The sequence below is a fragment of the Streptomyces sp. YPW6 genome, from assembly GCF_018866325.1.
Classification (GTDB): Bacteria; Actinomycetota; Actinomycetes; order Streptomycetales; family Streptomycetaceae; genus Streptomyces.
The window spans coordinates 3218080-3238136 of record NZ_CP076457.1 but is presented as its reverse complement, the minus strand read 5'-3'; the positions used below and the strand labels follow the sequence as shown (position 1 = coordinate 3238136).

16 protein-coding genes are annotated in these 20057 nt (G+C 72.7%); 5 read left to right on the top strand and 11 right to left on the bottom strand.

The features are described from left to right. Positions 1 to 62: 62 nt before the first annotated feature. The 3 genes from KME66_RS14105 to KME66_RS14095 all read right to left on the bottom strand — a co-directional run bounded on the left by KME66_RS14105 (position 63) and on the right by KME66_RS14095 (position 3578). Positions 63 to 977, bottom strand: coding sequence for a carbohydrate ABC transporter permease (locus KME66_RS14105; protein WP_073219445.1), 915 nt, complete (start codon positions 975 to 977; stop codon positions 63 to 65). Then, a complete protein-coding gene (locus KME66_RS14100) occupies positions 974 to 1954 on the bottom strand; it encodes a carbohydrate ABC transporter permease (RefSeq protein WP_073219447.1) in 981 nt (326 codons plus the stop codon). Before KME66_RS14100 ends, KME66_RS14105 begins: the two co-directional genes overlap by 4 nt. A gap of 319 nt (positions 1955 to 2273) precedes the next feature. Next, positions 2274 to 3578 (bottom strand): ABC transporter substrate-binding protein, encoded by a 1305-nt coding sequence (locus KME66_RS14095; RefSeq protein WP_073219449.1) that lies wholly within the window; start codon positions 3576 to 3578, stop codon positions 2274 to 2276. Between the two features lie 234 nt (positions 3579 to 3812). Between KME66_RS14095 and KME66_RS14090 the strand changes: the two genes are divergently transcribed. Then, positions 3813 to 6638, top strand: a complete 2826-nt coding sequence (locus KME66_RS14090) for a glycosyl hydrolase (protein ID WP_216322419.1) — start codon at positions 3813 to 3815, stop codon at positions 6636 to 6638. A 297-nt stretch (positions 6639 to 6935) separates the two neighbouring features. Here the strand turns inward: KME66_RS14090 and KME66_RS14085 are convergent, their stop codons facing one another. After that, positions 6936 to 7979, bottom strand: a complete 1044-nt coding sequence (locus KME66_RS14085; RefSeq protein ID WP_073219455.1) for a LacI family DNA-binding transcriptional regulator — start codon at positions 7977 to 7979, stop codon at positions 6936 to 6938. Positions 7980 to 8566: 587 nt separating this feature from the next. Continuing rightward, on the bottom strand, positions 8567 to 8920 hold the full coding sequence (locus tag KME66_RS14080; protein WP_073220391.1) for a PRC-barrel domain-containing protein: 354 nt from the start codon (positions 8918 to 8920) through the stop codon (positions 8567 to 8569). Positions 8921 to 9272: 352 nt separating this feature from the next. On the opposite strand from KME66_RS14080, the gene KME66_RS14075 reads away from it, so the two are divergent. Next, positions 9273 to 11690, top strand: coding sequence for an ATP-binding protein (locus KME66_RS14075; protein WP_216322415.1), 2418 nt, complete (start codon positions 9273 to 9275; stop codon positions 11688 to 11690). Here the strand turns inward: KME66_RS14075 and KME66_RS14070 are convergent. Together KME66_RS14070 and KME66_RS14065 are read right to left on the bottom strand one after the other, a co-directional pair. After that, entirely contained in the window at positions 11656 to 12105 is a 450-nt protein-coding gene (locus tag KME66_RS14070; protein WP_216322411.1) for a response regulator, read from the bottom strand. The genes KME66_RS14075 and KME66_RS14070 overlap by 35 nt on opposite strands. After that, entirely contained in the window at positions 12102 to 13901 is a 1800-nt protein-coding gene (locus tag KME66_RS14065) for a PP2C family protein-serine/threonine phosphatase (RefSeq protein ID WP_216322407.1), read from the bottom strand. Before KME66_RS14065 ends, KME66_RS14070 begins: the two co-directional genes overlap by 4 nt. A gap of 230 nt (positions 13902 to 14131) precedes the next feature. Here KME66_RS14065 and KME66_RS14060 point away from each other — a divergent pair, with 230 nt between their 5' ends. After that, a complete protein-coding gene (locus KME66_RS14060) occupies positions 14132 to 14743 on the top strand; it encodes a Uma2 family endonuclease (RefSeq protein WP_216322404.1) in 612 nt (203 codons plus the stop codon). 137 nt (positions 14744 to 14880) lie between these two features. Here the strand turns inward: KME66_RS14060 and KME66_RS14055 are convergent, their stop codons facing one another. From KME66_RS14055 to KME66_RS14045, 3 genes are all read right to left on the bottom strand, one after another. After that, positions 14881 to 16473 carry a PTS transporter subunit EIIC gene (locus KME66_RS14055; RefSeq protein ID WP_216322401.1) on the bottom strand — a complete coding sequence of 531 codons (1593 nt, stop codon included), beginning with the start codon at positions 16471 to 16473 and terminating at the stop codon, positions 14881 to 14883. A gap of 45 nt (positions 16474 to 16518) precedes the next feature. Beyond that, on the bottom strand, positions 16519 to 17487 hold the full coding sequence (gene murQ, locus KME66_RS14050) for an N-acetylmuramic acid 6-phosphate etherase (RefSeq protein ID WP_073219473.1): 969 nt from the start codon (positions 17485 to 17487) through the stop codon (positions 16519 to 16521). A gap of 63 nt (positions 17488 to 17550) precedes the next feature. Further along, complete coding sequence (locus tag KME66_RS14045) at positions 17551 to 18468, bottom strand: MurR/RpiR family transcriptional regulator (protein ID WP_073219476.1); 918 nt, start codon at positions 18466 to 18468, stop codon at positions 17551 to 17553. 117 nt (positions 18469 to 18585) lie between these two features. On the opposite strand from KME66_RS14045, the gene KME66_RS14040 reads away from it, so the two are divergent. Continuing rightward, positions 18586 to 18957, top strand: coding sequence for a hypothetical protein (locus KME66_RS14040; protein WP_006126530.1), 372 nt, complete (start codon positions 18586 to 18588; stop codon positions 18955 to 18957). After that, on the top strand, positions 18954 to 19226 hold the full coding sequence (locus KME66_RS14035; RefSeq protein ID WP_216322398.1) for a DUF4031 domain-containing protein: 273 nt from the start codon (positions 18954 to 18956) through the stop codon (positions 19224 to 19226). The genes KME66_RS14040 and KME66_RS14035 overlap by 4 nt, the downstream gene beginning before the upstream one ends. A gap of 90 nt (positions 19227 to 19316) precedes the next feature. Here the strand turns inward: KME66_RS14035 and KME66_RS14030 are convergent, their stop codons facing one another. After that, the gene (locus KME66_RS14030; protein WP_216322395.1) at positions 19317 to 19973 is read right to left on the bottom strand and encodes an HAD family acid phosphatase; all 657 of its coding nucleotides are present in this window, start codon (positions 19971 to 19973) and stop codon (positions 19317 to 19319) included. Between the last annotated feature and the right edge of the window lie 84 nt (positions 19974 to 20057).

Here is a 20057-nt window from a genome sequence, read left to right as displayed (position 1 = left end):
CTCCAGGGTGAGGGGAGGAGGGAGGGTGAGAAGAGGGAGAGGAGGGGAGGCGGGCGCTCGGATCAGCCCTTCACCGCGCCCTGCATGATGCCGCCGACGATCTGCCGGCCCAGCAGGCCGAAGACGAGCAGCACCGGTAGCGTGCCGAGCAGCGTGCCGGCCATGATCACCGACTGGTCGTTGACGTAACCGCCGCCGAGCTGGCGCAGCGCGACCTGCACGGTCGGCTCCTGCGAGGACAGCGCGATGATCGGCCAGAAGAAGTCGTTCCACGCCGTCATGAAGGTGAGCATCCCGAGCACCGCCATCCCCGGCCGGGCGATCGGGATGACGATCGACCAGAAGATGCGCGCGGTGGACGCGCCGTCGACCCGGGCCGCCTCGATCAGCTCGTCCGGCAGCGACTGCACCAGGTACTGGCGCATGAAGAAGACACCGAAGGCCGAGACCAGACCCGGCAGGATCACCGCCTGGAGCTGGTTCACCCACTGGAGTTCGGCGATCAGCATGAAGAGGGGGATCACACCGAGCTGCGGCGGGATCATCATCGTCCCGATCGTCAGCGTCAGCAGCGCGTTCCGGCCCTTGAACTTCAGCTTGGCGAAGGCGAAGCCGGCCAGCGTGCAGCACAGGACCGTGCCGATCGTGATCGACCCCGACACGATCAGCGAGTTCAGCAGCGCCTTGCCGATGTCCGCCTCTTCGAGGACCTGCTCGAAGTTCTTGATCAGGTTCGGGCCCGGCAGCAGGCTCGGCGGGACCTTCGCCATGTCCGCGTTGGACCGGCTGGCCGTGACGATCGTCCAGTAGAACGGGAACGCCGAGATGAGGAGGGCGAAGCCGAGGATGAGGTAGGAGAGCCAGCCGCCCTTCATCGTGCGGCCCGCGCCTGCCCTGCCGATGCGGCGGCCCGGCGGCGGGGTCTGCGCCGGCTCGCCCTTCGCGGGCGTGGCCGGCGGTGCGGCGAGTGCGGTCATCGGCCGGCCTCCTTGCGTGCGCGGCGGCGCGCGATCAGGGCGTTGACCCCGACGAGCACCACGATGAGGACGAACATCACCCAGGCGATGGCCGCGGCCCTGCCCAGGTGGAAGAAGCCCCAGCCCTGCTCGTACATGTACAGGCCCAACGTCTGGTACTGGTGCGAGATACCGCCCGACATCGACCCCTCGAACAGCAGCGGCTCACCGAAGAGCTGCGTCGCGCCGATCGTCGAGATGATGGCGGTGAAGACGATCGTGGGGCGCAGGCCGGGCAGCGTGACGTGCAGGAACTGGCGCCAGCGCGACGCCCCGTCCATCTCCGCCGCCTCGTACAGCTCGTGCGGGATCGACTGCATGCCCGCCAGATAGATCAGCGCGTTGTAGCCGGTCCACCGCCACACGACGATCGACGACACCGCGATCTGCGAGGCCACCGTGCCCGTCTGCCAGTCCACCGGGTCGAAGCCGACCAGCCCCAGCACGTAGTTGATCAGCCCGAAGTCCTTGCCGAAGAGCTGCGCGAAGACGAGCGTCGCGGCGGCCACGGAGGTCGCGTACGGGAGCAGGATCGCGGTCCGGATGAAGGTCCGGCCGCGCAGCTTGTAGTTGAGCAGGTGCGCGAGCCCCAGCGCCATCGCCAGCTGCGGGACCGTGGACAGCACGCCGATGGTGAACGTGTTGCGCAGCGCGGTCCAGAAGTACGCGTCGGTGAACAGCGCCGTGTAGTTGGCGATGCCCCGCCACTCCATCTCGCCGCTCGTCTGGAGCTCGACCCGGTAGAGCGAGACGAACGCGGTGTAGAGGAGCGGGAAGAGGCCGAAGGCCAGGAAGAGCGTGAAGAACGGGGCGATGTAGGCGTACGGGGAGGCCGTGCGCCAGGTGCGCCGGAGCGCGGCGGCCCGGCCGTCGTCGGGGCCGGGTCCGGTTCCGGCGGGCCTGCGGGGCCCGGCCTTCGCGGTGGCGGTGAGGGACACGGTGCGGCCCTTCGGGATCGGGGGCGGGAGTCACGGAGCCGGGGCCGGTCCGCCCGCGCGCTGCGGGGGCGGACCGGCCCGGGTGGGAGCGGGGGGATCGGGAGCGGCGTGTGCCGGTGTCGGACGGGCCGCCCGTTCCCGGGGGAGTGGCGGGGGCGGCGTGTGCCGGTGTCGGCTGGCGGGCCGTCCCGGGGCAGGGGGAGGGGCCGCGTGTGCCGGTGGCCGGGCCGCCCGTCCCGGGGAAGGGGGAGGGGCGGCGTGTGCCGGCGCCGGCCGGGCCGCCCGTCCGGGGCAGGGGGAGGGACAGCGCGTGCCGGCGTCAGCCGATCACGTTGTCCACGCCCTTCTTCGCCGTCCCCCACGCCTTGTCCGAGGACACGCCCTTGCGCTCGACCTCGCTCAGCGCGTTCGTGATCTGCTGCATCACGTTCTGGTCGTGCACACCCAGCACCTGGACCGGGGCCTCCTTCGCCGCGTCACCGAAGATCTGGCCGATCGGCGCGCCCGAGAAGTACGCGTCCTTCGCGTCCGCGATCGTCTCGATGGCGCCCGTCGAGGACGGGAAGTTGCCCTGCTTCTGGAAGACCTTCGCCTGCTGCTCGGGGGCGGTCAGCCACTCGATCAGCTGGTACGCCTCCTTCTTGTGCTTGGCCGCACGCGGGATGGAGAGGTACGAGCCGCCCCAGTTGCCCGCGCCGCCGGGCAGCTCGGCGATGTCCCACTTGCCCTGGCCGCCGTCACCGGCCTGGCCCTTGATGTAGCCGAGCATCCAGGCCGGGCAGGGGATGGTGGCGAAGGAACCGGCGGCGAACGCCTGGTTCCACTGCGGGGACCACTGGTCGAGCTCGGCGCTCAGGCCCGCCTCGGCCGCCTCCACCGAGGTGTCCCAGGCTTCCTTGACCGCCGGGTTCTTGTCGTAGATCAGCTCGCCGGAGGCGTCGTAGTATCGCTCCTCCTCCTGGCCGATCATGATCCCGTAGAGCGAGCCGACGCTGTCCAGCCAGGCGCTCTTGGCGGGGGCCTTCTTCTTGTACTCCTTGCCCAGCTCCAGGTAGCCGTCCCACGTGGCCCACTTCTCGGCGAGCTCCTCGCGGTCCGTGGGCAGCCCGGCCTCCTTGAAGAGGTCCGTGCGGTAGCACATCGCCTCGGGGCCGACGTCCGTGCCGAGACCGAGGATCTTGCCGTCCTCGGTGGTCGCCGCCGACCACTTGGCCTCGGCGAACTCGCCCTTGAGCTTGTCGGCCCCGAACTCCTTCAGGTCCTGGAACTTGTCGGACTGCTGCTGGGTGACCGACGCGATACGGCCCACCTCCACGCCCTGCACGTCCGCCAGGCCGCCGCCGCCCGCGAGCCGGGTCTGGAGCGACTTCCAGTAGTCCGCCTCGTCCTGGGTGTCGCTCTGCTTGATCGTGATGTTCGGGTTGAGCTTCTGGTACTCCTCGTAGAGCCCGGCCTCCTTGAAGCCGAAGGACCCGAAGAGGTCGACGTTGAGCGTGACCTTTCCGCCCGCGCTGTCGGAGGAGTCCGACGAGTCGCTGGATCCACAGGCGGCGAGGAGGGCCCCGGCGAGGACGACCGCGCCGAGGCGGGCGGTGGCTCTCTTGGCGGCTCGGGCGATGGGCATGGGAAGCCTCCCTTGGCTTCGGGATGAACCGAGCGCTTTGAGAGCGCTCTCAAACCTGCGTCTGGAGCGTCTCCCACCACCCCCCTCCCGTCAAGACTCGAACGCATAACAGCTTGGGGTTACATCGGACCACCTCCCAACTACCGCCCGTGTGCGTTCTCTTGACACTCACGTTTCAGGAGTTTTACGTTCCATGGCACCTGAGAGCGCTCTCGAACGCGCTCTTCCCCCCCCATGATCGAGGTGCTGCTCGTGCTGACCTCCCTCTCCGGACTCGTTCCCCGAGTCACTCCCAGACCCGCGGCCGCGACGCTCCTCGCGATCGCCGTGGCCGCCGTGGGCCTGGGCCCCGCCGCTTCCCCCGCTGCCGCCGCCACCGTCCCCGCCGGCGCCGGCAGCTACACCGACGCGCGCCCGGCCGGCGCCCAGGGGCCGACGACCAACACCGGGGCCCCCGTCACCCCGAAGGTCACCGCGGCCGCCCGGTCCAAGCCGGTCCCGACCAACGACTGGTGGTCCTCGCTGGCCTTCCAGCGCTACGGCGACAACCCGTACAGCACCCCCATGTACGGTCACCCGCTCACGTACCAGGCCAGGGCGTCCGGCCTGGAGGTCGGCTATCCGACCACGCCCGCGATCGTCGGCGACGGCCGCCAGTACGAGTACGCCCACAAGGCCGACCTCACCGTCGGGCTCTCCGGCCTGAACTCCCCCGACACCAAGGCCGACGCCTGGTCCGACTGGACCGTCACGCCCTACTGGGCCGACGGATCGCGCACCTTCCGGGCCACCATCGGCCACGGCATGCCCTTCGTGTACGCCAAGGGCTCCGGCGGCGACGCCCGCGTCACCACCGCCTCCGCGCCCACCGTCTTCTCCGACCAGGGCAACGTCCTCGGCATCACCGTCGCCGGGCACCACTACGCGCTCTTCGCGCCGACCGGCAGCGACTGGAACGTCTCCGGTTCCACGATCACCGCGGGCCTCGGCTCCAAGGACTACTTCTCGCTCGCCGTGCTGCCCTCCACCAACGCGCTGGCCACCTACCGGAAGTACGCCTTCAGCTTCGTCACCGGCTCCCAGGTGGCCTGGCAGACCACCGGCGGCACCGTGCGGGCGACCTACAGCCTGACCACCGAGGCCAAGGAGGGCACCGAGCGCGGCACGCTCCAGGCCCTCTACCGCCACCAGTGGCTGCACACCTCCGACGCGCTGACCCCGTACACGTACGTCTCGCCGCGCGGCACGATGAAGGTGCGCGAGTCCGCCACCTTCACCACCAGCCAGAAGAACAACGGCGTCGTGCCCGCCCTGCCCGCCTCCAGCGGCGTCGACAAGGCCCGGCTGACCGGCTATCTCAACGAGGTCGCGAACGCCTCCGACCCGCTCGTAGGGGCCACCGACACCTACTGGACCGGCAAGGCGCTCGGCCGGCTCGCCCAGCTGGTGCCCGTCGCCGACCAGATCGGTCAGACCGCTACCCGCGACAAGCTCCTCGGCCTGATGAAGGGCCGCCTCCAGGAGTGGTTCACGGCGGGCGGGGCCAGTGAGTTCAGCTACGACAAGGACTGGAAGACCCTCACCGGCTACCCGGCCTCGTACGGCAGCGACACCGAGCTCAACGACCACCACTTCCACTACAGCTACTACGTCTACGCGGCGGCGGTCATCGCCCAGTACGACCAGGCCTGGGCGGCCGACCCGGCCTGGGGCACGATGGTCAAGCACCTGATCCGCGACACCGCCAACCCCAGCCGCACCGACTCGGCCTACCCCTTCCTGCGCGGCTTCGACGTGTACGCGGGCCACAGCTGGGCCTCCGGCCACCAGGGCTTCGCGGCGGGCAACAACCAGGAGTCGTCCTCGGAGTCCATCAACCTCAGCGCCGGTCTGGTGCTCTGGGGCTCGGCCACCGGTGACAACGCGCTGCGGGACCTCGGCAGCTACCTGCTGACCACCGAGTCCGAGGCGATCACCCAGTACTGGTTCGACGCCTCGCAGCAGGTCTTCCCCGCCTCCTTCGGCCACGACACGGTCGGCATGGTCTGGGGCAGCGGCGGCGCCTACTCCACCTGGTGGACCGCCAACCCGGAGGAGATCCACGGCATCAACGTCCTTCCGGTGACCGGCGGTTCGCTCCACCTCGCCCGTGAGAAGGCCGCCATCAAGCGGAACATCGCCGAGATGGAGCGCGAGAACGGCGGGCCCGCCCAGGAGTGGCGCGACCTGCTCTGGGAGTTCGAGTCGCTCTCCGACCCGGCGGCCGCAAAGGCCAAGTGGGACGGGGTGAACGGGAACTACACCCCCGAGCAGGGCGAGTCCAGGGCGCACACCTACCACTGGATCAACACCCTCGCGGCGGTCGGCGCCCCCGACATGACGGTCAGCGGCGACATCCCGACCTCCGCCGTGTTCTCCAAGGACGGGACGCGCACCTACACCGCGCACAACCACGGCTCCACCGCCCGTACGGTGACCTTCTCCGACGGCAAGACCCTGTCCGTGCCCGCCCGTTCGACGGCCACGAGCACGGGCCCCGGCGGCAGTGACCCGGACCCGGGGGAGCCCGGGGAGCCGGGCACCGGCAACACCTTCCGCCTCAAGACCGGCGGCGTCCTCACCACCGCCACCACCGACCCGGCGGGCGTGGACACCATCGCCTCGGCCGACGGCGTCAACCGGGACGGCACCCCGTACCGCCCGAACGTCTACGAGGTGAAGAAGGTCAACGGCAAGGTCGCCGCCGGGGCCGCCACCACGTTCCGCCTCCGGGTGGACGCGGGCACGCGGGTCGGGCTCGCCCCGCAGGTCCGGGTCAGCTACGACCTGACCGGCGACGGCACGTTCGACCGGACCGAAACCTTCCGCTACTTCGCCACCGACCCGGTGAACGGGTGGGAGGAGTACACGCAGGCGTCCGGGGTCAAGGCGACCACCGGCAGCCTGGGCGAGCTGCGGAACGGCACGGTCCGGCTGGAGATCTGGAACGCGCTCGGCAACGGCACGTCCCAGGTGCAGACCGGCACGGACGCGGCGGTGCTGCGGATTCCGTACCAGTGACCGGCGGCCGGTGACCTGTACCGGGCGAGGGCCAGGGGGAGGCGGCCGGTACAGGTGACGCAGACACGGCGGGTCTCCGGTTCCTCAGGCGGAGGCCCGCCGTACGCGTGCGGGTGCGCGGGGCCGGGGCCGCTGCCCCGTACGTGTGGGCCTGCGGGCGCGTGTACGCGTGTACGTGTACATGTTCGCTCGGGGCCGGGGCCCACGAGCCCGGCCGCGCTGGAGTACGTACGTCTGTGCGGGTGCGGGTGCGGGTGCGGGTGCGGGTGCGGGTGCGCGGGCCGGGCTCGTGGGCCCTCAGGCCGAGGCCCGCCGGACCAGGGTGGTCGGGGTGATCACCGACTCCGGGACGTCGCCGTCGCCCGTGCGCTCCCGGTCCAGGGTGCGCAGCAGCAGGCGGGCCATGAGCCGCCCCTGTCCCTCGATCTCCTGGCCCACGGTCGTCAGCGGCGGATCGGTCTCCGAGGCCACCGAGTCCATGTCGTCGAACCCGACCAGCGCCACCTGCTCCGGCACGGAGATCCCCCGCTCGCGCAGGACCCGCAGCGCGCCCGACGCCATCAGGTCGTTGGCGGCGAACACCGCGTCCAGGTCGGGCCGCCGCTCCAGCAGCTCCGCCATCGCCCGGGCCCCGCTCTCCACGGTGAACGCCCCGTCGGCGACGAGCGTCGGGTCCACGTCCAGCAGCACGTCCCGGTAGCCGTCCAGCCGGTCCATCGCCGAGGTCTGGTCGGCGGGCCCGGCGATGTGCGCGATGCGCCGACGCCCCAGGTCCCGCAGATACTGCACGGCCAGCCGCGCCCCGCCCCGGTTGTCCGCGTCGACGTAGGGAACGGCCTGGTCGCCCGGGTCGGCGGTCCAGCTCGGCCGGCCTCCGTACACCGCCGGGATGCCCGCCCTGCGGGTGATCGCGGGCACCGGGTCGTCGGTGTGCAGCGAGAACGCGAGGGCCCCGTCGACATGCCCGCCGGCCAGATACCGGGCGATCCGGTCGAAGTCCCCGGGCCCCTCCACCAGCAGCAGCACGAGCTGGGTGTCGTGGGCGGTGAGCTCCTTGCTGATGCCCCGGATCTGCTGGGAGAAGAAGGGGTCCGAGAAGAACCGGGTCTCCGGCTCCGCGATCACCACGGCCACCGCCCCGGTACGCCGTGTGACGAGGGTCCGCGCCGCGTGGTTCGGGATGTAGCCCAGCTCGTCGACGGCCTGGAGCACCTTGTCCACGAGCGGCTTGCGGACGCCGTCGCCCCCGTTGACGACCCGGGAGGCAGTGGCCCGCGACACCCCCGCGCGCGCCGCGACGGCTTCCAGGGTGGGGCGGGACCCGGGGGACTGCTCGGGCAAGGCGGACGCTCCTTGTCGACGGGGGCGGCGACACGCGGGCCGTGCGTGCGTCCGCGTCTGTGTCCGCGCGTACGTCTGCGTGAGTGCGTCTGTGCGTGTGTGCGTGGTGCGTGCCCGGTGTCGCCGCCGGATCGTCTACAGCCTAGCGCCGGGCGCCGACAGTGCTGAGAGCGCTCCCAGAAGTGGCCGCCGGATCGCCGTCGCGCCGTGCGGGACCCGGTCCGAGTCGCGCGGGGCGCGGTCCGGGGCGTGCGGGGGCCGGTCCGAGCGGTGCGGGGCCCGGTTCGAGCGGCGCGGGGCGCGGTCCGGGGCGTGCGGGGCCGGTCCGAGCGGTGCGGGGCCCGGTTCGAGCGGCGCGGGGCGCGGTCCGGGGCGTGCGGGGCCGGTCCGAGCGGTGCGGGGCCCGGCCGGAGCGATGCGGAGTACGGGGCCGGGCCACCCTGGCGGGCCGAGGGCCGCACGGTCGCGTCGTCCGGGCCGCCTCGTTCAGGTCGCACGGCCTGCGGGGTGCCCACGCGTGAGGCGGCGGGGCCGGCCCCTCCTCGGGGTCGGGCCCGCCGCCGCTCGGGGGCGTACGCCGGTCTCCGTCACATGATGCGGAACGCCAGGTAGTACGCGGACAGTTGCTCGTGGTAGCCCGGGTCCTCGGCCTGCCGGTGGCGGTCGAACTCCGGGGAGTCCTTGACCTGTTCCTTGGTGAGGTCGACGTGGACCCGGCGGTTCTCCGCGTCGATCCGCTTCACCGTGCCCGCCGGCAGCAGGACGTCCTTGCCGAAGATCCAGACCCCGATGTCGACGAGGAGGTAGGCCGAGCCCACCTCGTCGGAATACTTGTCGACCTTTCCGATACTGCCGTCGGTCGCCTCGACCGAATAGCCGGTCAGGTCGATTCCTGCGGTATGACCGCTCGATGGCTGGTAGACCCACAGGGAGTCGCTCATGGTGGCTCCTTTCGCGAAGGTCGCCTGGGCCATTCTTTCGCTGGTGTCCCGGTTTCCTCGTTCCGGTTTCCTTGCGGCGGATTCACCGGCGCCGTGCCGCTGTCTCCGTCGGACTTCGTGTGCCCGGGGAGAGGGGGCCTACACCTGGTGCGACCACCGGTGTTCCTTCCCGGCCGGGCCTGCGGGCCCGGCGCGGCGGGCCGGCCGGGGGCGGTATGTGGGGAAACCAGGTGACCGGCCTCCGGGAATCCGGATTCCCGGAGGTGGTTTTCCTCCGCGCGTATATGTGCGGGAATTCCCCTCCGAAGGCGGGGTGATAGGAAGGGCGGAGCCGAAGGACGGAGAAGAGAAGGTGCCCGAAGACGTACAGGGGTGGCTCACCCCCAGGGCGGTCGCCGCCGAGGCCGGGGTCAGCCAGGAATTCGACCTGTCGCAGTGTGTGCGCGAGCCGATCCACCTGCTCGGCGGTGTCCAGTCGTACGGGGCGCTGATCGCCGCGCGGTGGGACGACGCCGTCGTGGACACCGTGAGCCGGAACGTGGCCGAAGTGGTGGGCCGGGCGGCCGGAGAGGTGCTGGGCCGGCCGGTCACGGAGCTGATCGGCGACGAGCAGTGGGCGCGGGCCCGGGAGAGCGCGCAGGCGGTGACGGACTCGGGCGCGGCCGCACCGCAGGAAGGGCCCGCGTCCTCCGGTGTGCTGCCGCTGACCCTGGGCGGCGAGGACGGCGGCGAGGACGGGGCCCGGCTGTTCGACGTGACCGTGCACCGGAACGGGGACCTGCTGGTGTTGGAGTTCGAACCGCGCTCCGACGACGGGCCGTTCGTGTTCCAGCACTTCTACCCCCGGGTGCGGCGCGCCCTGCAGAAGCTCCAGGGGGCGAGGGACGTCACCGAGTGCTGTGAGGCCGCCGTCCGGGAGATCCGGACGCTCACCGGCTACGACCGGGTGGTGGCGTACCGCTTCGACGGCCGCGACGGACCCGGCCAGGTGATCGCGGAGACCCGCAGCGAGGGACGCGAACCGTGGCTGGGGCTGTGGTTCCCGGCCACCGACATTCCGCCGCAGGCCCGCCGTCTCTACGCCCGCAACTGGATCCGGGTCATCGGCGATGTGGACGACCGCACGGCGGGGCTCGAACCGGCGCTGCGTGCGGACACGGGGGAGCCGCTGGACCTCTCCGCCTCCGTGCTGCGGACGGTCTCCGGCTACCACCTGGAGTACCTGCGCAACATCGGGGTGGCCTCCTCCATGTCCGTATCGCTCCTGCACGAAGGGGAGTTGTGGGGGCTGATCGCCTGCCACGGCGACGAGCCGAGGCGGCTGTCGCCCGAGGTGCGGGCGGCGTGCGAGTTCTTCGGGATCGCGCTGTCCCTGCAACTCGCCGCCGTCGCCGGGCGCGAGGAGGCGGACGAGCTGGCCCGGAGCCGGGGGGCGCTCGCCGCCGTGCTGGCCCGGCTGACCTCCTGGGCGCCGGACGACCTGATGAGGCCCGGGTCCGGTCTGGCCGAACTGCTCGACGCGGACGGGGCGGTGCTGCTGCGGGGCACGGAGATGCTGACGGCCGGGGCCCCGCTGCCCGAGGCGCTGCCCGGACTGCTGGCCCGGCTCGCGCAGGACGGGCCCGTCGGCGAGGTCTGGAGCAGCGACCGGCTGCCCGAAGCGCTGGGCCTGGAACCGGAGGAGGCCGAGGCCGAAGGGGTTCCCGCCGGGCTGCTCCTCCTCCCGTTCAACCGGGACGGCGACCTGCTGGCCTGGTGGCGCCGTGAGCGCCCCGCGCCCCGGGAATGGGCCGCCGACCCGTCCCGGCCGGTGCGTACGGGCCCCGGGGGTGAGCGGCTGACCCCGCGCGGTTCGGCGGCGGTCTACCGGGCGACCGTACGGGGGCGGAGCGCGCCGTGGAGTCCGGCCCAGCGGGTGGTCGCCGGTGAGCTGTGGCGGGAGGTGTCGGGTCTGCTGACCCGCCAGGTGGTGGCGCTGGAGGCGCGGAACACGGAGCTGGCCCGGACGAACGAGGACCTGGACTCGTTCGCCCACGCGGCGGCGCACGACCTCAAGGAGCCGTTGCGGGGGATCTCGAACGCCGCCGCGTTCATCGTCGAGGACGCCGGGACCGCCCTGGACACGACGTCCCTGCGCCGGCTGACCACCGTGCGGCGCCTCGCGGAGCGCATGGACGGCCTGCTGGACTCGCTGCTGCACTTCTCGCGCCTGGGGCAGGTGGGCCTGGAGCGGGAGGCGTTGTCGGTGGACGAGGTGCTGGACGACGCGCTGGTGGTGGCCGGGGGCCGGCTGGCGGAGCAGGGGGTGACGCTGGTGCGCCCGGCCGCCCTGCCCCGGCTGCGGGCGGACCGGGAGCGGCTGCGCGAGGTGCTGGAGAACCTGCTCGTGAACGCGGCCAAGTACGCGGCGGACGAGGGCGCGGGGGAGCGGCGGGTGTGGGTGGACGCGGTACGGGTCACCCCGCCGGGGCAGGAGGGCCGTGGCGCGGACGGGGGCGCGGTGACGGCTCTCGTCGTCCGGGACAACGGCATCGGGATTCCCGCCGGGCAGCAGGCGGACGTCCTTCAGCTGTTTCGCAGGCTGCACCGCCGCGACGAGCGGGGCGGCGGTTCGGGCGTCGGCCTCGCCGTGGTCAAGCGGATCGTGGAACGGCACGGGGGCCGGCTGTGGCTGGAGAGCCCGGCCGCCGCGCCGGACGCGGACTCCGGCGGCGGGCCCGGCACCGCCGTCTGGTTCACGCTGGAGGAGCCGCCGGAGGCGCGGCCGTGACCGCGCCGTCGGCCGCGCGCGGCAGCCAGAAGTCGACGGCGCCCTGCAGAACGGTCTGGAACAGCTCGAAGTTGACGGGCTTGTAGATGTAGCTGTCCGCGCCCGCCGCGTAGCAGGCGTCCTCCTCCGCGGAGGCCGTGGAGGAGGTGAAGACCACCACGGTCAGTGACGCGCACGCGGTGTCGGCGCGCAGCCTCGACAGCAGCGTCAGGCCGTCCGTGCCCGGCATGTTGAGGTCGAGGAGCAGCAGATCCGGGCGCCGCGCGTCCGGATCGAGGAGCCGGGGGAGCACGTCCTCGCTGCGCGGGGCGAACTCCAGGTCCAGGAAGGGGTGCGAGCGGGACAGGGCGCGCTGGATGGCCTCGGTGTCCTCCTCCGAGTCCTCGACCACGAGGATCAGTCCGCCACGGGTCATCGCAACGCCGCCTGTTCGAGGAGGGTGTGAAGGGGGGCCAGGCCCTCGGAGGGCGTGTTGCCGTTCCAGCGGGCCACGAGCAGGGCGATGTCGTCCTGCCCGGAGGCGCGGAAGGCCCTGGCCTGCCGGGCCAGGCTCTCCGCGACGTGGGCGGCGTCGCTGCCGCGCAGGGCGGAGAGGCGCTCGGACAGGACGCTCTCGAAGTACGTGCCGCCCGCCCCCCGGGACTCCGTGAGCCCGTCGGTGAACAGGACGAGGGTGTCGCCCGGGGCGAGGAAGTCCTCGTGGCTCTCGTACGAGACGTCGTCCAGGATGCCGAGGAGCAGACCGCCCGAGACGACCTCGTCGGTGGTGCCGTCCGCGCGGAGCACCAGCGGCCGCGGGTGGCCGGCGCTGCACGTGGTGAGGAGCACGGTGCCGTCGGCCCGGGGCGTCATCGTCACGACGACCGCGGTGAGGAAGCGGGAGGCTCCCTCCTGGCGCAGCGCCCGGTTGAGGCGGCTCAGCGCGGTGCCCGGGTCGGTGCCCTCCTCCAGCAGCGTGCGCAGGGTGTGCCGGGCCAGTCCGGTGAGGGCGGCGGCCTCGGCGCCGCGCCCGCAGACGTCGCCTATCAGCAGCGAGATGGAGCCGTCGGGGCGGGGCACGGCGTCGTAGAAGTCGCCGCCGACATCGAGCATCGGGTCGCCGACCTCGTAACTCGCCGACAGGTCCCAGCCCGCGGCGGACGGGAGCCGGGAGGGGAGCAGGTGCTCCTGGAGCGAGAGGACGGCGTGCCGGCGCAGCTCGTACAGCAGCGCGTTGTCGATGGCGAGGGCGGCACGGGTGGCGAGACTGTCGAGGAAGGCGCTGTCGGGCAGCCGGTCCTCGGGGCGCTGGTAGACGAAGGTGATGCTGCCGACGACGCGGCCGCGGGCGTGCAGGGTGCTGACGCTGACCACCGTGGGGTGCCGGCCGTCCCCGGCGGGAGCGGGGCCGGCGAACGGGGACCCGTCGAGTGCGGCGCCGCTCAGGAACAGGGCCTGGTCGCCGTCGTCGCGCCGGGTGAGCAGGGAGGTCAGCCACGGGTCGTCCCGGCCCGCCTCCTCCAGGGCGCGCTGCTGCCGGACGGCGACGTGGGTGGCGGCGACGAACTCGGGGCCGTCCTTGCGCAGCAGATGGACGAGGCAGCCGTCCGCGACGGCCGGGACGGCGATCCGGGCCACCCGTCTGAGGGTGTCCTCGACGTCGAGGGACGAGTCCATCTGGAGCGACGCCTCGGCGAGCAGGGCGTCGTCGGCGCCCCGGCGGGCCTCGCGGCCGCGCTGGAGGATGCCGGTGTGGCACGCGACGATGACGTCGATGGCCTGAGCCAGACGGCGTGCGACCTCCTCCGTGTCGGCCGAGGCGTCCACGGCGACGCTGAGCCCCGCCCAGCCGTTCCGGTCGAGCCGGAAGGTGCACGCCACGACGGACGCCCCCGGCGAGCGCCGCAGGAACTCCGCCTCCGGCCACGCCGCGTCGTCGAGCTCCGCGACGGCGGACCGGGTCACGACCGGTTCGCCGTCGGGTTCACGGACGGCGGCCCCCGGCATCGAACGGGCCGTCGCGACGATCACCGGTGCGCCGCCGTCCGCATCGAGCGCCCGCATGTACCGCAGGGTCGCGTCCTCGTCCCACCGCGTGCCCACGACGAGGTGGACGCCCGGGGTGGCGAGGAGCGGTGCGTAGACGTCGTCCGCCAGCGCGGCGACCTCCTCCGCCCGTGAAGCGGCCTGCCAGAGCCGGTGCAACGCGCCGGACCACGTGTCGTCGACCATGCCCCGCCCTCCGATGCCGTGCGTCGGTCACCCGCTCGCAGCTGTCTGTCCTGGGCCAGTATGACCGGGGGGCCGGAATTCATTCCTGGGGCGGGGGTGCCGGTACCGGGCGGTAGGGGCGTGCTGCCTGCGCGCGACCACTCGATCGTGGGACGCTGGTGGGGAACGGCCGGCGGCCGTGAAACCCCGATCTAGCCTGCTCGGCAAGGCCACGGAAGAAGGGACCCGCGATGACCGCAGCGTTTGTCGAGAACGGCCAGGCATCGGATGGGCGCGCGTGGGACTACCTCCTGCAGACATGGCGTGAGCTGGACGTGCCCGAGGGGTGGCGCGCCGAGATCGACGAGGGGCAGATCGCTTTGGTACCGCCGCCGCACGCACATCACAACGGGATCGCTGCCAGGGTTCAGCGCAGGCTCTACGCGACGCTGCCAGAGGATCTGGAGATCTACCAGACCCTCGGCGTCCATATCGCGCCGCTCGGCAAGCTGTACGTCCCCGACCTGGTAGTCATGCCGACCGAGCTGATCGCGGCCGCCGATCCCGAGACCAGCGACCCGATGGACGCCTCGGAGGCCCTGCTCGTCGTCGAGATCACCTCGCGGGGCAACGCCCGGGAGGACCGCACCAAGAAGTACCGCGCGTATGCCCGCGCGGGCGTCCCGATGTACCTGCTGATCGACCGGTTCGACACCCGGGGGCCGATGGTCACGCTGTTCACCGAGCCGAACGAGGACGGCACCTACAAGCACACGGACGCGGTGCCGTTCGGCAAGCCGCTGACCGTGCCGTCCCCGTTCGACGTACAGCTGCCGACGGAGGAGTTCCCGGGCCTCGGCTGACGGGTGGAGGTGCCGAGGCCGGGTGGCCACCTCGATGGCGGAGGCGCGGGAGTTCACCCCGCCCGCGATCCCCGTGAATCAGGAACCGCTACGTGCGCCTCCCGGCTCCGCGCTGGTCAGGCCGCTGTGCGGGATTCTCAGACCCGGACCGGTGCCTTCTCCGGGGAACCCGGGTCCGTGTCGCCGGAGTCCGGGCCGCCGCGGGTGCCGGGTGTGGCCTCCCGGGGCGTGCCGCCCGTCGCCGCGATCGTGGACGGGGCCGGTTCCTGGGAGACGTTGAACTCGGTCAGCAGGTCCTTGCCGAAGCCGAAGAAGTACGTGGCCAGGAAGCCGGCGACGTAGCCCGCCAGCAGGCCGCCCGCGTAGATCGCGAGCGTCGAGCCCAGGCTGTGGTTGCCGTCCAGGAGCGGGAACAGGGCCCAGCCGGACGGGCCGATGGCCGTCGAGCCGACCGTGTCGCCGAGCTGGTGGAACAGGCCGACGAAGCCGCCGCCGAACGCCCCGCCGACGCACGCCGTGACGAACGGGCGGCCCAGCGGGAGCGAGACGCCGTAGATCAGGGGCTCGCCGACGCCCAGCAGACCCGCCGGGAGCGCCGACCTGATCGTGCGGCGGATCGACTCGTTGCGGGGGAGGCGGACGTAGACCGCCATCGCCGCGCCGACCTGGCCCGCCCCGGCCATCGCCAGGATCGGCAGCAGGACCGTGTAGCCCTGCTGCTCGATGAGGGTCGTGTGGATCGGGATCAGCGCCTGGTGCAGGCCCAGCATGACGAGGGGGAGGAACAGCCCGCCGAGGACGAAGCCCGCGCCCGCGCCGCCGTTGGAGAGCAGCCAGTCGGCGAACGTGCCGATCGCGGAGGAGATCTCCCCGGCCACGTACATCAGGCCGAAGATCGTCGCCAGGCCGGAGATCAGGACGGTCAGGGTCGGGGTGACCAGGACGTCCAGCGCCTCCGGCACCCAGCGGCGGCACCACTTCTCCACGTACACCGCGAGCACCGCCGCGCCCAGGGCGCCGAGCACACCCCCCTGGCCGGGCGAGAGGGTCTGGCCGAAGGCGTCGATGTTCGCGACGCCCGGGAAGACGATGATCGCCGCGACCGCACCGCCCAGGATCGGCGTACCGCCGAACTCCTTCGCCGTGTTGTAGCCCACGAACACCGCGATCAGCGCCATGAAGCCCGATGCCATCGCCGCCAGCGCGGGCGTCACGGCGGGCAGCCACTCCAGGTTGACCAGCAGGCCGTTGAGGCCCGCGATGATCCCGCAGCCGATCAGCGCCGGGATCAGCGGCACGAAGATGTTGGCGATTCTCCGCAGGAACAGCTTGAAGGGGGTCGTGTTCTTCGCCTTCTGCTGTGCCTTGATCGCCGCGCCCTGCGCCGCCAGCTCCTCGGCGGAGACGGCGGAGACGGCGGGGGCAGAGGAGGCGGTGGAGGCGGCGGCCGGTGCGGGGGCCGCCTCCCGTCCCTCCTCGACCAGGTGCTCGAACTCCGGGGTGACCCGGGCGACCGTGCCCGGCCCCAGCACGATCTGGTACGTGTCGTCCTCGACGACGCCCATGACGGCGGGCAGGGCCTTCAGCGCCTCGTCGTCGACGAGGGACCGGTCGTGCAGCCCGAGACGGAGCCGGGTCATGCAGTGGGCGATGGAGGCGACGTTCGCGGCCCCGCCGACGAGCGGCAGGATCGCGGCCGCGGTGGCGCGGTTCTTGTCTTCAGTGGCCATGGTGCTCGGTGCCTTGCTGTGCGGGGCGTGGGGGCCCGGGGTGGGTCAGGTGGTGCGTACGGCCGCGAGCGCGGCGCGGAGGTGGCCGTCGGACTCGGTGAGGAGCCGGGCGGCGGTGGGGCCGTCGACCTGGCCGAGGAGGACCAGGATGGCGTTCTTGACCTCGCCGTCGGTGGCCGTGAGGGCGGTCTCGATCTCGGCGTCGGACGCGCCGGTGGCCAGGGAGACGATGTGCCGGGAGCGGGCCCGCAGCTTCTCGTTGGACGCGCGGACGTCGACCATGAGATTCCCGTACGTCTTGCCGAGCCGGATCATCGTGACCGTCGAGATCATGTTGAGGACCAGCTTCTGTGCCGTGCCCGCCTTCAGCCGGGTCGAGCCGGTGAGCAGCTCGGGGCCGGTGACGACCTCCAGGCCGTGTTCGGCGGCGGCGGCCAGCGCGGAGTCCGCGTTGCAGGAGAGCCCGACGGTCAGCGCGCCCCGGGCGCGGGCGTGCTCGACCGCGCCGATCGCGTACGGCGTGCGGCCGGAGGCGGAGATGCCGACCACCGTGTCGTCGGCGGTCAGCTTCAGCGCGTCCAGGTCGGCGGCGGCCAGCTCCTTGCTGTCCTCCGCCCCCTCGACGGCCGTGACCATGGCGGAGGGTCCGCCCGCGATCAGACCGACGACCTCGGCCGGGTCGGTGTTGAAGGTGGGCGGGCACTCGCTCGCGTCCAGCACCCCGAGCCGGCCCGCCGTGCCCGCGCCCGCGTAGACCAGCCGGCCGCCGCGGGCCATGCGCGCGGCGGTGGCGTCGATGGCCGCGGCGATCTGCGGCAGCCGCTCGGCGACGGCGGCCGGGACCGTGGCGTCCTCGCCGTTCATGATCCGCGCGATCTCCTCGGTGGGCAGCCGGTCGATCTCGGCCAGCTCGGGGCGGAACGCCTCGGTGGTGAGGGCGGCCAGCTGGGCGCGGAGCTCGCCGTACGTCCCGGAGGTGTCGGTGGCGCCGGGGGTGTCGGTGGTGGAGGTCATGAGGTGCGGCTCTGCTTTCTCGGGGTGCTCGGTTCGTACGCGTACGGGTGGGGCGGCGGGCGGTCAGCGGGTGCGCGGGGTGTGGCGGTGGGCCAGCGCCTCGTAGGAGGCGGCCAGGGCGGGTGCGGCGGTCTCGTACGTGCGCTGCGCGACGCCTATGAACAGGCAGTCCACGACGAGCAGCTGGCTGGTACGGCTCGACATGGCGGCGGGGCGCAGCTCGCTCTCGCGCGCGGTGGACGTCGTCAGCACGTGGTCGGCGTACTGCGACACGGGCCCGTCGGGCCGTCCGGTGATCGCGACCGTCGTCGCCCCGCGGTCGAAGGCGACCCGCAGCGGCTCGATCACATCGCCCGTGGAACCGGAGTGGGTGATCGCGATGGCCACGTCGCCGCTGCGCAGCTGCACGGCGTTGGTCACCGCGAGATGCGGGTCGGTGTGCGCGTGGGCGATCAGCCCGATCCGGAGTAGCTTCTGCGCCAGGTCCTGGCCGACGAGGGAGGACGCCCCGACGCCGTAGATGTCGATGCGGCGGGCGGTGGAGGCGGCGGCGACGGCCGCCCCCAGCTGGACGGTGTCGAGGCCGGCGGCGGTGTCGGCGAGGGTCTGCTGCTCGTCGTAGGCGAGCTTGGCGACCACGTCGGCGATGGGGTCGTCCACCGCGATGTCGGCGGTGACGGCCGGGGCCCGCCCCGACTCCTGGTGCGCGGCGAGACCGGCCAGGGCGAGGCGCAGGTCCCGGTAGCCGGGGTAGCCGAGGAGGCGGGCGGTGCGGACGACGGTGGCTTCACTGGTGCCGGTGCGCTCGGCGAGACCCGTGACGGTGAGGGCGGCGCAGCCGGCCGGGTCGCCCGCCACGGCTTCGGCGACCAGTTGCATCGAGCGGGTCATGGAGGGGGCGAGGGTCCGGACCTTGGCGGCGAGGGCCGCGGGGGCGGGCGGCGTATCGCTGCTGAAAATTTCCTTCACATCACTGGTCACACCTGAAAGATATTTTCACCCCGGGGGTGCGTCAACCCCCTGTGGTCCCTGCCTCCGGCGGGATCCCCGGCGGGAGCTGCGGATGAGCCTTCTGCGCGCGGGCGCACAATGGGGGGCATGGAGTTGAACGCCCTGGAGCAGTCCCTGCACACCGCCCGCGCCCTCGTGATGGCCGACCTGGCGGCGGCCGACGTCGCCGAGGCGGACATCGTCTCGCTGGTCGAGGACGCGGTGACGCACCGGCGGTGGTGGGTGGAGCAGTGGCCCGAGGGGGCGGAGTTCGTCGCCGGTCTGGTCGCCCAGGACGTCCAGGACGCGCTGCTGGAGCGGTACGGCCGGTGGCCGCTGTGCCCCGCGTGCTCGCCGGAGGACGAGCCGCACGCCCTGGACGTCGAGCCGGAGCTCGGGCCCGACCCGCACTGGGTCTGCACGAAGGCGGCCGTGGCGGTGGCGCCGGTCGGGGCCCTGGGTGAGGTGCTGCGGCGGTGACGCTGTACATCGACCCGCCCACCTGGCCCGGACACGGCCGCCTCTGGTCGCACCTGGTGAGCGACGTCTCGTTCGAGGAGCTGCACGCCTTCGCCGCGGTGATCGGGTGCCCGCCGCGCGCCTTCGAGCGCGACCACTACGACGTACCGGAGGCGCATTACGCGGACGCGGTACGGGCCGGGGCCCGCGAGATCGGCTCGAAGGAGCTGGTCGGGCGCCTCACGGCGGCGGGGCTGCGGAGGCCCAAGGGGCGGCCGGCGCCGGGGTAGCGGCCCCGCAGGGGCCTCCTGCGGGGGCCCGCCTGAGGGGCGTACGCGGTCTCGGCGCGGGCCGCCCCTCCCGCGGTCCCGGCCCGCCGGCTAGGAGAGCGCGCCGTCGTAGTCCGGGAGCTTGAAGCCGCGTTCGGCGTGGCCGCCGACGAGGTCGGTGGTGTTGTTGCCGATATTGGCGATGATCGTGTAGCCCTTCGCCTCGATCTCCGCCCGCTGTTCGGTCTTGTAGGCGCTGACCTCCTCGAAGAGGTCGGGCAGGCTGCGTACGCGCAGGCCGTCGACCGGGTAGCCGGCCTTCTTCAGGTTCCAGTCCGTGAGGGAGTGGATGATGCCCGGCCGCGCGGTGACGAAGAAGACGGCCGCGCCGCGCGCGTCGGCGTAGCGGGCCAGTTCGCGGACGTCGTCCACGGCGGGGGTGGGCAGCTTCCAGAACGGGTGGAAGTGCGTCTCCAGCGCCGTGTTGTCGATGTCGAGGACGATCGCCTGCCTCTCGCCCCCGGCGTTCGCCGTCCGGGCCTCGATCCAGGGGCGCGCCTCGGCGACGACCGCCGCGACGTCCCGCCGCCAGGCGGCGTAGTCGACGTCCGCGGCGAGGGCGGCGGGGGCCGCGGAGGCGGTCACCGGGGCGGGGGCGGCCGGTGCCGTCATCTCCGTCGCTCCGGCCGAGGCGACGGGGACCGCGACGAGGGCGAGTGTCGCGGTCAGCGTCGCGGCGGTGCGCTGGACGGTGGCGCCTGCATGCATGAGGACTCCTGAAGGGGAAACCTGCGATGGCCCGTGCGTCGACCGGACGACGGGTTGTCATGCTCGCGCTCAATGGTGAAGGGC

Bases quoted from the DNA above. Each gene is read 5' to 3' on its own strand.
- KME66_RS14070 (WP_216322411.1), bottom strand. From the start codon at position 12,105: ATGACCCGTGGCGGACTGATCCTCGTGGTCGAGGACTCGGAGGAGGAC.
- KME66_RS14055 (WP_216322401.1), bottom strand. From the start codon at position 16,473: ATGGCCACTGAAGACAAGAACCGCGCCACCGCGGCCGCGATCCTGCCG.
- KME66_RS14080 (WP_073220391.1), bottom strand. From the start codon at position 8,920: ATGAGCGACTCCCTGTGGGTCTACCAGCCATCGAGCGGTCATACCGCA.
- KME66_RS14090 (WP_216322419.1), top strand. From the start codon at position 3,813: ATGATCGAGGTGCTGCTCGTGCTGACCTCCCTCTCCGGACTCGTTCCC.
- KME66_RS14060 (WP_216322404.1), top strand. From the start codon at position 14,132: ATGACCGCAGCGTTTGTCGAGAACGGCCAGGCATCGGATGGGCGCGCG.
- KME66_RS14095 (WP_073219449.1), bottom strand. From the start codon at position 3,578: ATGCCCATCGCCCGAGCCGCCAAGAGAGCCACCGCCCGCCTCGGCGCG.
- KME66_RS14040 (WP_006126530.1), top strand. From the start codon at position 18,586: ATGGAGTTGAACGCCCTGGAGCAGTCCCTGCACACCGCCCGCGCCCTC.
- KME66_RS14030 (WP_216322395.1), bottom strand. From the start codon at position 19,973: ATGCATGCAGGCGCCACCGTCCAGCGCACCGCCGCGACGCTGACCGCG.
- KME66_RS14105 (WP_073219445.1), bottom strand. From the start codon at position 977: ATGACCGCACTCGCCGCACCGCCGGCCACGCCCGCGAAGGGCGAGCCG.
- murQ (WP_073219473.1), bottom strand. From the start codon at position 17,487: ATGACCTCCACCACCGACACCCCCGGCGCCACCGACACCTCCGGGACG.
- KME66_RS14065 (WP_216322407.1), bottom strand. From the start codon at position 13,901: ATGGTCGACGACACGTGGTCCGGCGCGTTGCACCGGCTCTGGCAGGCC.